Origin of the sequence: Thermoactinomyces sp. DSM 45891 (genome assembly GCF_900119485.1) — a bacterium.
In the GTDB taxonomy this organism is placed as follows: Bacteria; Bacillota; Bacilli; order Thermoactinomycetales; family Thermoactinomycetaceae; genus Baia.
The window spans coordinates 61,135-74,039 of the sequence record NZ_FPJZ01000009.1; the positions used below are offsets into that span (position 1 = coordinate 61,135).

At 40.5% G+C, this 12,905-nt stretch carries 14 protein-coding genes; 3 read left to right on the forward strand and 11 right to left on the reverse strand.

Annotation, left to right across the window (positions count from 1 at the left end):
- Positions 1 to 33 precede the first annotated feature (33 nt).
- From sucD to BT147_RS15510, 3 genes are all read right to left on the reverse strand, one after another.
- Positions 34 to 939, reverse strand: coding sequence for a succinate--CoA ligase subunit alpha (gene sucD / locus BT147_RS09055; protein WP_072333954.1), 906 nt, complete (start codon positions 937 to 939; stop codon positions 34 to 36).
- 32 nt (positions 940 to 971) lie between these two features.
- Positions 972 to 2,138, reverse strand: a complete 1,167-nt coding sequence (sucC, locus tag BT147_RS09060; RefSeq protein WP_072333957.1) for an ADP-forming succinate--CoA ligase subunit beta — start codon at positions 2,136 to 2,138, stop codon at positions 972 to 974.
- A gap of 177 nt (positions 2,139 to 2,315) precedes the next feature.
- Positions 2,316 to 2,462, reverse strand: a complete 147-nt coding sequence (locus tag BT147_RS15510) for a hypothetical protein (RefSeq protein ID WP_177239752.1) — start codon at positions 2,460 to 2,462, stop codon at positions 2,316 to 2,318.
- A gap of 126 nt (positions 2,463 to 2,588) precedes the next feature.
- Here BT147_RS15510 and BT147_RS09065 point away from each other — a divergent pair, with 126 nt between their 5' ends.
- Positions 2,589 to 3,005 (forward strand): hypothetical protein, encoded by a 417-nt coding sequence (locus BT147_RS09065; RefSeq protein WP_072333960.1) that lies wholly within the window; start codon positions 2,589 to 2,591, stop codon positions 3,003 to 3,005.
- Between the two features lie 42 nt (positions 3,006 to 3,047).
- Here the strand turns inward: BT147_RS09065 and BT147_RS09070 are convergent, their stop codons facing one another.
- Positions 3,048 to 4,226: a glycosyltransferase family 4 protein gene (locus BT147_RS09070; RefSeq protein ID WP_072333963.1), complete on the reverse strand. Its 1,179-nt coding sequence runs from the start codon at positions 4,224 to 4,226 to the stop codon at positions 3,048 to 3,050.
- Between the two features lie 278 nt (positions 4,227 to 4,504).
- Here BT147_RS09070 and BT147_RS09075 point away from each other — a divergent pair, with 278 nt between their 5' ends.
- Positions 4,505 to 5,500: a glycosyltransferase family 4 protein gene (locus BT147_RS09075; RefSeq protein WP_286119294.1), complete on the forward strand. Its 996-nt coding sequence runs from the start codon at positions 4,505 to 4,507 to the stop codon at positions 5,498 to 5,500.
- Here the strand turns inward: BT147_RS09075 and BT147_RS09080 are convergent, their stop codons facing one another.
- From BT147_RS09080 to BT147_RS09105, 6 genes are all read right to left on the reverse strand, one after another.
- Positions 5,501 to 6,265: a glycosyltransferase family 2 protein gene (locus BT147_RS09080; RefSeq protein WP_072333969.1), complete on the reverse strand. Its 765-nt coding sequence runs from the start codon at positions 6,263 to 6,265 to the stop codon at positions 5,501 to 5,503.
- A 36-nt stretch (positions 6,266 to 6,301) separates the two neighbouring features.
- Positions 6,302 to 7,252, reverse strand: a complete 951-nt coding sequence (locus tag BT147_RS09085) for an NAD-dependent epimerase/dehydratase family protein (protein ID WP_072333972.1) — start codon at positions 7,250 to 7,252, stop codon at positions 6,302 to 6,304.
- On the reverse strand, positions 7,239 to 7,964 hold the full coding sequence (locus BT147_RS09090) for a sugar phosphate nucleotidyltransferase (protein ID WP_072333974.1): 726 nt from the start codon (positions 7,962 to 7,964) through the stop codon (positions 7,239 to 7,241). Before BT147_RS09090 ends, BT147_RS09085 begins: the two co-directional genes overlap by 14 nt.
- A 29-nt stretch (positions 7,965 to 7,993) precedes the next feature.
- A complete protein-coding gene (locus BT147_RS09095; protein ID WP_286119284.1) occupies positions 7,994 to 8,983 on the reverse strand; it encodes an SDR family NAD(P)-dependent oxidoreductase in 990 nt (329 codons plus the stop codon).
- 154 nt (positions 8,984 to 9,137) lie between these two features.
- Positions 9,138 to 9,737, reverse strand: coding sequence for a class I SAM-dependent methyltransferase (locus BT147_RS09100; protein ID WP_286119285.1), 600 nt, complete (start codon positions 9,735 to 9,737; stop codon positions 9,138 to 9,140).
- A 216-nt stretch (positions 9,738 to 9,953) separates the two neighbouring features.
- Complete coding sequence (locus BT147_RS09105) at positions 9,954 to 10,346, reverse strand: DUF4383 domain-containing protein (RefSeq protein WP_072333977.1); 393 nt, start codon at positions 10,344 to 10,346, stop codon at positions 9,954 to 9,956.
- Positions 10,347 to 10,527: 181 nt separating this feature from the next.
- Here BT147_RS09105 and BT147_RS09110 point away from each other — a divergent pair, with 181 nt between their 5' ends.
- Positions 10,528 to 11,283, forward strand: a complete 756-nt coding sequence (locus BT147_RS09110; protein ID WP_072333980.1) for a CAP domain-containing protein — start codon at positions 10,528 to 10,530, stop codon at positions 11,281 to 11,283.
- Positions 11,284 to 11,395: 112 nt separating this feature from the next.
- Here the strand turns inward: BT147_RS09110 and BT147_RS09115 are convergent, their stop codons facing one another.
- Entirely contained in the window at positions 11,396 to 12,838 is a 1,443-nt protein-coding gene (locus BT147_RS09115; RefSeq protein ID WP_072333983.1) for an amino acid permease, read from the reverse strand.
- Between the last annotated feature and the right edge of the window lie 67 nt (positions 12,839 to 12,905).

A 12,905-nucleotide genomic window follows, 5' to 3' on the forward strand; every position in this document is an offset into this window, starting at 1 on the left:
CTTGCTTAGCAGGTCTTCTTAGAAAAGCAGATGTTATTTCTTTACGATGAAGTTATCTAAAATGCCTTTTTCTTCGAGAACCTTAACCAATGTTTCTCCGATTACTGCTGGTGTAGGAGCAACCCCCACACCACAAGCTTCTAAAGTAGCAATTTTTTCAGCAGCTGTTCCTTTTCCACCCGAGATAATCGCACCTGCATGACCCATGCGCTTTCCTTCTGGTGCGGTTTGTCCACCAATGAATCCAACTACTGGTTTCGTCATGTTCGCTTTAATCCACTCAGCAGCCTCTTCCTCAGCAGTTCCACCGATTTCACCAATCATAATCACTGCTTCGGTTTCTGGGTCCGCATTGAACTCCTTCAACACATCGATGAAATCCGTTCCATTGATCGGATCTCCACCAATTCCAACCGCTGTGGATTGTCCAATATTACGAGTGGTCAATTGGTGAACCGCCTCATAAGTCAAGGTACCAGAGCGGGATACTATTCCTACATTCCCTTTCAGATGAATGTAGCCTGGCATAATACCGATTTTGCACTCATCTGGCGTGATAACACCTGGACAGTTCGGACCGATTAGACGGGTTTTTTTCCCCTCCATGTAACGGCGAACCTTTACCATATCTAGTACTGGGATACCTTCTGTAATACATACTACCAAATCAAGACCTGCATCTACCGCTTCCATAATCGCATCTGCGGCAAATGGAGCTGCTACGTAAATCGCTGATGCAGTGGCACCTGTTGCTTTCACAGCCTCCTGTACTGTATTAAATACAGGGATGCCTTCTACCTCTGTTCCACCTTTACCAGGAGTTACACCACCTACGATGTTGGTTCCATACTCTATCGCTTGTTTGGTATGGAATAAGCCAGTTGCTCCTGTAATCCCTTGGGTAATTACCTTTGTATCTTTATTTACAAAAATACTCAACGGAAATCCACCTTTCCTCTGCTACTTATCTATTAGGCTTGTGCTACAAGTTGAACGATTTTTTGAGCTCCATCTGCCATGGAGTCAGCCGCAACGATCGGTAGACCTGAATCGTTCAAGATCTTCTTACCAAGATCAACGTTGGTACCCTCCAACCGAACAACAAGCGGAACACTCAAGTTTACTTGTTTCACCGCTTCTACAACACCCTCAGCAATGATGTCACACTTCATGATTCCACCAAAGATATTGATAAAGATTCCTTTTACTTTTTCATCGGAAAGAATGATCTTAAAAGCTTCGGTAACCTTTTCTGCTGTAGCACCGCCACCTACATCGAGGAAGTTGGCTGGATCGCCACTATAATGTTTGATAATATCCATCGTTGCCATCGCTAAACCTGCACCGTTTACCATGCAACCGATGTTTCCATCTAATGCAATGTAGCTCAAGTCAAATTTAGATGCTTCGATCTCTTTTGGATCTTCTTCGTTTAGATCACGAAGTTCTAGGATGTCTTTATGACGATACAATGCATTAGAATCAAAGTTTAATTTTGCATCTAATGCCATTACTCTACCATCGCTAGTTGTGACAAGAGGGTTGATTTCGGCAAGAGAGCAATCGTTTGAAACAAATGCTTCATATAGGCCAAGCATAAATTTCGCTGCTTGATTTACTTTATCTTTCGGGATATTAATGCTATATGCCAAGCGACGGGCTTGGAACGGTGACATCCCAACGGCAGGATCGATTACTTCTTTAAAAATCTTTTCTGGTGTTTTTTCGGCCACCTCTTCAATCTCCGTACCGCCTTCTTCAGAACCCATCATCACAACTGCATTACTAGAGCGATCAATCACCACACCGATATAATATTCTTTTTCGATCGGACAACCTTCTTCAATCAAGAGGCGTTTTACTTCTTTACCTTCTGGTCCTGTTTGATGAGTGACCAAAATTTTACCTAGCAGTTCATTCGCATAAGCACGAACTTCATCAAGACTGCGAGCTAGTTTAACGCCACCTGCTTTTCCACGTCCGCCTGCATGGATTTGTGCTTTCACAACCCAAAGTTCGCCGCCTAATTTTTCAGCAGCTTCTACTGCTTCGTCTGCATGAAAGGCAACATGGCCATTTGGGACAATGGCTCCATATTTTTTTAGTAATTGCTTACCTTGGTACTCATGTACATTCATACCTGATCCCCCAGTCTAATCATTACAGCCAAACTGTTTAGATAACTTATTTATGTATTTCTCAAATGAACCACAAACACATACATCGCTGGCTCTTTTGCCAGTATAGCTCATGCCGAAAGCATTGCCAAGAGAATCAGGGTATCAAGCTGACACCCTGAACCCTACAATTATTTCCTATCTCCAGAGCAATTGAACCACTGTAGCACCTATGAAAATGACGAAAAATAAACCACCTACAACTGAGGCGCTTATCATGAAATCATCAAAATCATAATCTTTATTTTCATCTTGATAGTGGCTTTGATGAACTTGGGAACCCATATTGCACTACCTCCTTTCGCTCCGTCAAGACCATTGATAAGTATATCATGGTTTGCTACCCTCGAAAATGGGGAATGGACCGATTGATAATCCCCATCACGATAATCTTAGTATAGGAGGTTCAGCTTGAATATACACTTTCAAACTCGCGAACAGTATTTATTTATCCATCGAAATGTAAAACATTTACTCCTTCTATGGGAAAAAGATCATCGAAAGCACCTCTATCTCGTTACAAAAGAAGAAGGAGAAAATCTAACCCTTCTCGATCCAGGAGAAACCTACCAAGAACATGTTTTTGATGAAGTACTACCTATTTTTTTTCAAGTATTACATACAGAAACCGGAACCTTAGCTACTCTACTAGGAGCCACCTTCCTCTACCAAGATCAATTAGTGGGTATGTACTACAACCCATATCATCCTTCTGAAGACCTATATTTCTTCTATATTCATGATCAACAGATCAACGAGATTCCAGATGAAGAATATGTTCAAGTAACACAAACATTCGCGCAAGAATTTCCTGATTATTGTAAATAAAGATAAAAAAAGGAGTGACAGTTTACGCTACAGTCACTCCTTTCAACACCACGCCAACTTCTCTTCCAACATTTGATACCGCTTATCATATATATCTGGACCAAATTGATGAATAGCTTGTATCTTATTTTTTTCACCCACCTGTTTTCGTAGCTCATCTGATTGTAGTAGCGGACGAATTACTTTTCGTAAGGCATTCGGATTTATACGTTTCGCTAGATAAGGCTCATTTAAAGTGGATAAAAAAATTTCTTGCAACCCTCCAGATGGGTAAGCAATGACTGGTTTTCCGTGCCCCATCCCCTCTAGAGCAGTTAGTCCAAAACCCTCCGGCAAAACACTTGGAACCACAACGAGATCCAGAGCAGAATAAACCCGAGCAATATCTTTCACAAATGGAATCCAATGGACTCGATTTTGCAATCGAACCTTCGCTATATATTCATAAATTTGCCGGAAATGTGCATTTCTATGGTTAATGGGTCTTGTAGCACGAAGAAGGAGATGGATGGAGGGGTCTTGCTTCATTAAGGGAACCATAGCTTGAACCACATGCCAGATGCCTTTTTGAACATTTACCTTGATTGCAATCGTCCCAACCACAATGCTTGAATGCGGAATCTGATATCTTCTTCTCAGTTGCCGGTTCATTTTTTCAGATCGTAGGGCATAGTCGTCAGATTCATTCCAACATGGATATAGGCAATGCATTTTACGATCAGGATACCCTCTTAAACGAAAAGGCTCTAGCACACTTTCCGAAATACCGATTATAAGTGGATTCATTCTTTGTACAAGTGCAAACCATTGTTCCTTATAAGTGGGGACATGTTCTTGTAAAAACCAAATGATAGGGATGTTCTCTTCTTTGGCAATAATTGCAGGAAGTAGATTAACTGAGGTATTCACTACTACGTAGTCGGGGCGTACTTGTTGCATCAAATGGCGAATTGCCTCATCTTCACCCTGAGAGCGAATATGATCAAGCTCCATTTGGAAGTCACCCTGTAAATCTTTTACACTCCACACTGCAGAGTACCTACAAAATAGGGTAGGGATGTTGAGTTTAGTTATTTGTCTGGAAAGTTCCCCACTTTGCGGAAGAACACATAGGCAATTGTGCTTCTCACCCATTTTTTTTATCAATTGAAGCATCGTTTTCTCGGCACCTGACATCGCTTTTTCCTGACATATATGAGAAAAATATAAAATTTTCTTCATGGGTAGCCACCTTTCTAAAGGGACTATTCAACCCGCATCATATGCATTTTTCCGACATTTGCATATATCACTCTTCACTTCACACATTGCTCCTCATTTCACTATCAATCCATTCTATGAAATCTCTAAAAAAATGTTCGTATAAAAGCCTATACCAAATCCATATTAAGTACATCAATCTACTAGTCTCACATTTTTCATTATGTTTCATATACTAACTGAAAATAAGCAGAGCTCTTGCAATATGTATTAGTCTGGGGGGAAGCAATTTGAAAGTCGTGATTCCTGTCATAAACCTGAGCATAGGTGGCGGATGTAAGGTATTAGCCCAGCTTGCCCATGGTCTCGTACAAGCTAACCATGAAGTGGAGATTGTCATCCCACATAATGCTCCCATTCATTATCCTCTTACCTGTAAAGTCACGAGAGTTCCAGAAATCAGCAGTAAATATATACCTAGTGGCGATATTATTCTGGCAAATTACTATAAAACATTTGAGGCAATTTATGAGGCTTGGCCACAACAATGCGTGAGATACACAATGGGATACGAACCCCACTATGTACCTGATAAAGAATATGCCATTTCTCTTTATCAAAAAAAGGTACCCACTATTACTATTTCTAGCTGGTTACAAAAGAACTTGTGGACAGATAACGCTCAAATAAGTACCGTTATTTCTCCAGGTCTCGATTTAGATATATACAAACCCCGTGAAAATTTCATTAGACCAAATGGAGTTCGGAAGATATTATATATCGCTAGAAATCCTGCAGCCCATATTAAGGGTTTTAATGACTTTATTGAAAGCATCGAAATCGTGAAAAGAAAGAGTAAAGTACCATTTAAAGTATTTTTTATTTGTCCCGAAAAAAACAAAATACCTAATCATATTCCACATAAATGTTTTCGCCCTGTGTCCGAACAGGCCATGGCCAATCTATATCAAAGGGCTCATTTATTCGTCTCTACATCATGGGTTGAAGGCTTCTCTCTCCCCCCCCTAGAAGCCATGGCATGTGGAACTCCCGTTGTGACAACAAATTCGGGAGGGGTAACCGATTTTTGTATCAAAAAGAAAACAGCCATCCTCGTGAAAAAACAAAACCCTCAATCGATTGCAAATGGGATTCTGACTTTATTACACAACCAAAAGCTAGCAAATCATCTCGCCTCTCATGGGATAGAAATGGCAAAACAATTTTCCCTAGAACAATTCACTCAGAGCATGATTCGTACTTTCCAAGAAATTATAGCCACTAGGAAGAAATAATTAATTTGAAAGATCAAGAGGTAAATCTGGATCCCTATTCCATTTTTTTATGAAATATTCACGATTCTCTTTTGATAACTTTCTAGCCAACTCATCCGAATTGTTCTGAATAAAACTTTTGCTCCCATAATGATGGACATAGGTATCTCCAGCGATTATACATTTATAACCCATTAGACGGACACGGTAGGTAAAATCAATATCTTCGTAATAGCCCATACCGTAGTTTTCATCAAAATCGCCCACAGTGTTCCAAATTTTTCGTGGAAAAACCAGACAAAATCCCGATAATCGATCTGATACTCTCCACTTTTTTTGATTTTGACGATTAAATTTTTTGCAAAAGATATGAATATCACGTGCTCGTTTCAAATCTGTTTGAAGGTATTGATCGGGTAACGTATTGTTGGACAAAGGAGCTGCTATGCCACATAAAGGGCGATCTTTCAATACACGTAGAATATTGCCTAACCATCTATGAGAAGGTAATGTGTCATTATTAATGGTTGCCAGATACTTGCCTGTGGCCATTCGAAACCCCTGGTTTAATGATGCTGAAAACCCATTTTTATAAGAATTTTCAATTTGTTTAACCCTAGGAAATTCTCTTGTCAATTTTTGCCCTGTTCCATCTGTCGAGGCATTATTCACAACAATCACTTCTACCGGGACACGCGTATGTCGAAAGAGTGATCGTAAACACATTTGGGTTACAGGCCATTGATTATGAACTGGAATCACGATACTAGTCAAATGTTTCGACATCTGTAAACCCCCTTCATCATCAAGTCAAACATGATCTCATCGAAACGTTTCCTTCCAAAGATCACTCAACGTTTCTTTTAGTGTATAAGTGGGCTTCCAACCAGTCATTTTCCTGATTTTTTCATAGCTTCCTATAAAACCATCCTGTCCTATAGGAGAGGGAGGCATGTGTTGAGTAATAACTTTAATCGGATATTGAATCACTTCTTCCCAAGTGGAAACTAGCTCTAAGACAGAGACCCCTTTTTGTGAACAAATGTGATAACAATCCCCAACACAGATCCTTGCCTTCTCAGAAAGCATATACAAAGCCTGTACAGCATCTCGAACATCAATGTAATCTCGAATCCCACCTAAACTACGTAAATGAATGGTCACAGGCAACTCTACAAATGGATACTGTTCTTTCAATTGTTGAGCAATCCATGGATTGATTCCTTCCTTGGCCCCAGGTCCGATGAGATTAAAAGGGCGAACACATATAATAGGCAAATCGTAGTTTCTAGCAAACCACTGCGCACTACTCATAACCAGATGCTTACTCCATCCGTATAAGCTAGCGGGATCCATAGTCGAATTTTCGGTTATCACCATCCCTTTTTGTTCTTGATATTCCATCGCTGTTCCGATCATTACAACACTGTCCAATGAATCTAGTTTCAATTTACGAAGCGAGTCTAGGAATAAGAGAGATGCATACACATTATCTTTCCAAACATCTGAGTGATCGAGATCGGCACGATTTTCTCCGGCTAAATGATAGATTTTTTTCCAAGAATGTTGGCAAAGAATGTTATCCATCTCTTTCGAATTAGTTAAATCAGCGACTTGATAATGAACCCGTGAATGTTGTACAACCTTCTCTCTCGAAATAGAGCGTCCAATTGCTACTATCTGCGTATGTTCTTCTTCCAAGTATCTTTGAATCAAATGCTGCGCCACAAATCCATTTGCTCCTGTAATGAAAATCCAATCATTCTGACTCATGATCATATTCCTCTGGGAGGATTTGAGCCTTAAACTGCTCAAACATTTGGTTTGCTTTTTCGTAGTCGTCTGGCTTTCCAATATCGATCCAAAATGAATCAGTGTGATGATGGGTTACCCTCTCTTTATGATCAAGCAATGTATGGATCAAATCAGGGATATCGAATTTTCCTTCTTTAGGAATATACTGAAGAGCATCTTGATGAATGATATATATACCCATACTTACTAATGAATGATTTGTTGGTTTTTCTACAATCTGAAGGACCCTTTCTCCCTTAACCGTTAATACTCCAAAATCTACTGGTACTTCAATCCCATGTGAAGCAATGGTTAACATCGATTTTTGATTGATATGTTGCTCATAAAAATCTCGGAAATGGAGGGTTGTTAGTACATCACAATTCATAACTAGCATAGATTCCTGTTCGCACGATACATCGCGAAGTGACCCTGCCGTCCCTAGTGGAACATCTTCCGTTAGGAAATCAATCTCTAATCCCCATTTCGAGCCATTTTCAAAATAACTTTGGATCATAGTAGCTAGATATCCACAAGTCATCGTTACGCGGTTAAACCCATAATATTTGCACTGCCTAACCAGTATATCTAATAAAGGAATTCCATCAATTGGGAGCAATCCTTTAGGAAGTACATGGGTATAAGGACGCATCCTCTCTCCTTTACCACCCGTCATAATAACAGCATGCATCGAATCCTCCTCCTGAAAATGTACTTTTTTTACACTACATATTGATCAGGACGATATCCCTCAGGGTTTGAGGAAATCCATTCGACTGTTTTTTCTAATCCCTCTCGTAGCGAGATTTGAGGTTCCCATCCCATAATGTGGAGCGCCTTCGATGAGTCTGAGCAGAGACGGTCCACCTCACTCTTAGGAGGTCTCAAACGTTCATCAGCTACTCGGATGGGGAGCTCTCTTCCGATAATTTGCTTAATATACGTGGCAAGATCCTCTATGCGAATCTCTTTTCCAGATCCTGCGTTCACGGTTGTACCAATAGCTTGTTCACTAGTAGCAGCATGAATAAACGCTCTTGCGGTATCTTTTACATAGGTAAAGTCTCTGGTTGCTTCTAAGTTCCCTAAGACAATCTCATCTCGATGGAGAGCTTGATTAATTATGGTTGGGATCACTGCTCTCATAGATTGGCGTGGTCCATACGCATTAAAAGGCCTTACTGTTACTACTGGTAAATCAAATGAACAATAGAAGCTTTCCACACATTTATCTGCACCAATTTTACTAGCCGAATAAGGAGATTGTCCTTGGAGTGGATGGGATTCAGGAATCGGGACCATTTTAGCTGAACCATATACCTCGCTTGTGGAGGTATGTACCATTCGTGGTATCCCATACTCACGAACCGCTTGCGCTACGTGCAACGTACCTAGAACATTGGTTTGAAATACATCTGTGGGGTTTTGATATGAATACGGAATGGCGATTAACGCGCCCAAGTGCATGACTATCTCTTGATTCCGCACAGCGCTTCGGACCGCGTCTTGATCTTTTAGATCCCCTGTGAAAAAACGGATTTGGCTTTGCATCTCCTGGGGAATCCGATCCAACCATCCTTTACTCCCACTGGAGTTATAATGAATAAAAGCTGTAACCTCTGCACCCAGCCCCACTAGTTCTTCTACCAAATGACTTCCAATAAATCCTCCTGCACCCGTTACCAGTACGTGCATTCCTTTCCATATCACCCCTATCCACTCCCTTCATAATCAGTTTTACATTCTATTCGGGTAAAATCGAGATGGACACAAATAAATTCCGATATACCTCAAACCGTAGACAAACCCTTCTGGCAAATAAATCAGAAGGGTTTGTCTACGATTATTTGAACTTATGTTTACTTTATAATCCGGACCTCTTTATTATTTTTTTTATTTTTATATCCTTCTTACGATTACTAGATATTAAAATTCCTAGACCCGAAAAAGTAAGTGCTTTGTGAAAGGTAAGGTTGAAGCTTGTCTTTTTTAAAAAGTCTTCAATTGCAGTTAAAACTCCGTTTTTCTCTCCATGTTCATATAAAGCATTATTTAAATGATTATTCAAACCACCCTCTACTAAATCCGAAATGCCTGGCCACATGCCCTTTGGTTCATACGGTTTTCGATAAGCTTCTGGAATGGTCTCTGGCATATAGTACATATCTCGCCTACCGTATGGCCATTCAGTATCATGAAAGAAAACGAGAGGGAATCTCTCTGTTTTTTTTGCTCGACGTTCAATCACACTTAACTCATTAAAAACAGTATACCAATTGTGATCGCCATCGATGAGTACTGCATCGTAATCGCCTATGTTAGGTAGCACGTTTAAGCTAGTTAAGCTCCTCAATTTCATATGACGATGATAATTCTTTTTAAGAGCATCCACATCAAACTTGGGATAAGGATCAATTATATAGGCTGTTCCATTCGTTTTTCGGCAGTAATCAAGAATTTTCACTTGTATTTATTCCCTCATCAGCGCCAATCTCCACAATCTTTTTCGCTTTTTCCATCCTGAGAATGGGTTTAATAATTTTCTCCCAAAACGGATGCATGGAAACACCCCCTATGCATCTTATTCAAACTATTATTTGGTGGATATCACTTCTTACCTATTTCAATATATAATCATAAAAAAAGAGAGCATAAGCCCTCTTCGGAGTGATCTACTTTATTATGCCTGCTCATCTTTATTAGGAGCAGAGTCTGTAGAAGCAGCACCACACGAACATTTACAAAATCCTGCAGACAATGAGACGAGTGCTAAAACGATCATAATGATTTCATTCGTAAGAGTCGCCTGTATAACTCCTAATATCTCATCTGTAAATAGGCCAACCACCGCTAGGAGAGCATAAACTACTCCAATCACTCGCGCACTCATTTTACTCGCTTCTTCTGACGAAGAGGAAGCCAGCCAAGCAATTCCTGTTACAACATATAATAAATTACCCCACAAGCTTGGGGCTACAGCCTCTGTGACCACCCCTGAATCAGGGAGAAAAAAACCCACAATCCCCCACACCAACAATAAAGCTCCAAAGCCAACTGCATATTGCTTCTTCATAAAACAGAACCCTCCATTCTTGGTTTAACAGACAGAATAAAGTGCTCTACAATGTATGAGCATAATGCCTTTTATATTCGTAAAGATGATTTCCATTTTAAGGATTCTAATATTTTCCTTATTTTTTTCTGTATTTTGCATATAGAATAGGTTATAGATTGCCGAAAGGAGCAAAGAGATTATGCGACGTATTCTTCCTATTGTAACATCGGTTCTAATCTTCTCTCTTGTTATCGTTGCTTGTACTTCAGCTGCTGATTCTGGAGGAAATAAAGCTCCGGCCACATCCACAGATGCAAGTCAGGTAGCACCTGTACCAACTGAATCTACCAGCTCTCTATCTACGAATTCGAGTGAACCAACCAAATCCGAGGCTAGCGGTAAAGAAGAAGGTAAAAACAATAGTACTGCTGAGGCAAATCAAAAAGAAAAAAACGTAAAGCCAACAAACAGTACGACAGAAAGTCCTACTACTTCTAAAACACCTACAACTCAAGAAAAAAGCAAAACACCTTCACCTGCTAAGCCACCAGCAAACAGTAGTAACCGTTCTCTCTCCTCTGTTGAGAACGAAGTTGTTCGATTAGTTAATATTGAGCGACAAAAGGCAGGTCTAAAGCCTTTAGTTGCGGACACCAAACTTTCTTCAGTAGCAAGAGCAAAATCGCAAGACATGATCGATTTACGTTATTTTAACCACCAGTCACCGAGGTACGGTTCTCCATTTGATATGATGCGTCAATTTGGAATTCGTTATCAGGCCGCTGGTGAAAACATTGCGTGCGGACAACCTACTCCAGCCGAAGTGATGAAGGGATGGATGAATAGCCCTGGTCACCGAGCTAACATTTTATCCAGGGATTTCACCAAGATAGGAGTCGGATCTGCAAAAGGCGGATCTTATGGTGTCTACTGGACCCAACAATTTATCAGATAGCATTAAATGATGAAACCAAAGCAGCCGTACTGGGGGTTATCTCCTAGTACGGCTGCTTTGGTTATTTATCTACATCTGGGTGTCGCTCAAGGTTCATAAAAGCCACCATATCTTATTCTCTACTTAGATCACACTCTGTCAGTGGAACAACTTTGGTGCGTTTCACCATTTTGTACCCCAACCAAACGATCAAGAATAGAGGTAACCCAATATAAGAAGCTGCTACTCCATACCAATCAATCTTATCTTCTAAAAAGGCTTGATAGTTCTGGCCAAAGATTACGATGGTACATAGGATAAACGCAAATAGAGAGCCAAAAGGAAAAAAGCGTGCCCGGTAAGGTAGTTCGCTCAAACTTCTTCCTTGTGCCTTAAATGCTTTGCGGAAACGGTAATGGCTAAACGCAATGCCAAACCAAGCAATAAAGCCTGATAATCCTGATGCATTTAACAGCCACGTGTATACGACACCATCTCCAAACAAAGAGGCAATGAAGGCTAACGCTCCGACAGCCGCTGTAGCAAATAAAGCAGCTACAGGTACTCCATATCGGTTTACTTTTGCTAGAAAACGAGGAGCTTTCCCCTCTTTTGCAAGGGTGTATAGCATACGGGTAGAGGCGTACATTCCAGAGTTTCCTGCTGATAAGACCGCTGTTAAGATAATCGCATTCATAGCTGAAGCAGCAAAAGCTAGCCCTGCATTTTTAAATACCAAAGTAAACGGACTAATCGCTACATTTTCAACTTCGTTACTTAATAAATTGGGATCTGTATGTGGAATGAGAACCCCAATAATGGCAATCGCTATCACATAGAATAATAGAATGCGCCAAAAAATACTTTTGACGGCACGTGGGATATTTTTCTCTGGTTCTTTACTTTCACCAGCTGCTACCCCGATTAACTCAGTCCCTTGGAAGCTAAACCCAGCAACCATAAAGACTCCGACAACAGCTAAAATCCCCCCATTAAAAGGAGCGTCTCCTGCAGTCAGATTGCTCCACCCCGCAGTATGGCCTTCTAAAATCCCAAAAATCATCGCTAAACCAAGTATGATGAATATAATAACAGTAGCCACTTTAATAAACGCAAACCAAAACTCTGATTCTCCAAATCCTTTCACAGACAAAAGATTAAGCCCAATGATTAGACATAGAAAAAGTCCACTCCAAAGTAATGAAGAACTCTCAGGAAACCAAAATTTCATAATTAAAGAGGCGGCTACTAGTTCAAATGCAAGCGTAATCGCCCAGTTATACCAATAGTTCCAGCCTAATGCAAATCCAAAGGCAGGATCTACATAACGAGCTCCATAGGTACTAAATGAACCTGAAACCGGTAGGTAAGAAGCCATCTCTCCCAGAGCTGTCATTAAGAAGTAAACCATGATGCCTACGATAGTATAAGCAAGCAGTGCCCCACCTGCGCCTGCATTTGCAATCGAAGCCCCACTAGCTATAAAAAGACCTGTTCCGATTGATCCCCCGATTGCGATCATGGATAGTTGGCGGGCATTTAGCCCTCTGCGTAATTGATTCTCATTGGTTGACATAAAAATAACCCTCTCCCTGCCATTCGTGTTTATCACGCGAATGCTGGTTTGGGCATAAAAATAACCG

Coding starts and splice junctions, on each gene's coding strand:
- BT147_RS09070 (WP_072333963.1), bottom strand. CDS start 4,226: ATGAAGAAAATTTTATATTTTTCTCATATATGTCAGGAAAAAGCGATG.
- BT147_RS09090 (WP_072333974.1), bottom strand. CDS start 7,964: ATGCATGCTGTTATTATGACGGGTGGTAAAGGAGAGAGGATGCGTCCT.
- BT147_RS09085 (WP_072333972.1), bottom strand. CDS start 7,252: ATGAGTCAGAATGATTGGATTTTCATTACAGGAGCAAATGGATTTGTG.
- BT147_RS09080 (WP_072333969.1), bottom strand. CDS start 6,265: ATGTCGAAACATTTGACTAGTATCGTGATTCCAGTTCATAATCAATGG.
- BT147_RS09115 (WP_072333983.1), bottom strand. CDS start 12,838: ATGTCAACCAATGAGAATCAATTACGCAGAGGGCTAAATGCCCGCCAA.
- BT147_RS15510 (WP_177239752.1), bottom strand. CDS start 2,462: ATGGGTTCCCAAGTTCATCAAAGCCACTATCAAGATGAAAATAAAGAT.
- sucC (WP_072333957.1), bottom strand. CDS start 2,138: ATGAATGTACATGAGTACCAAGGTAAGCAATTACTAAAAAAATATGGA.
- BT147_RS09105 (WP_072333977.1), bottom strand. CDS start 10,346: ATGAAGAAGCAATATGCAGTTGGCTTTGGAGCTTTATTGTTGGTGTGG.
- BT147_RS09110 (WP_072333980.1), top strand. CDS start 10,528: ATGCGACGTATTCTTCCTATTGTAACATCGGTTCTAATCTTCTCTCTT.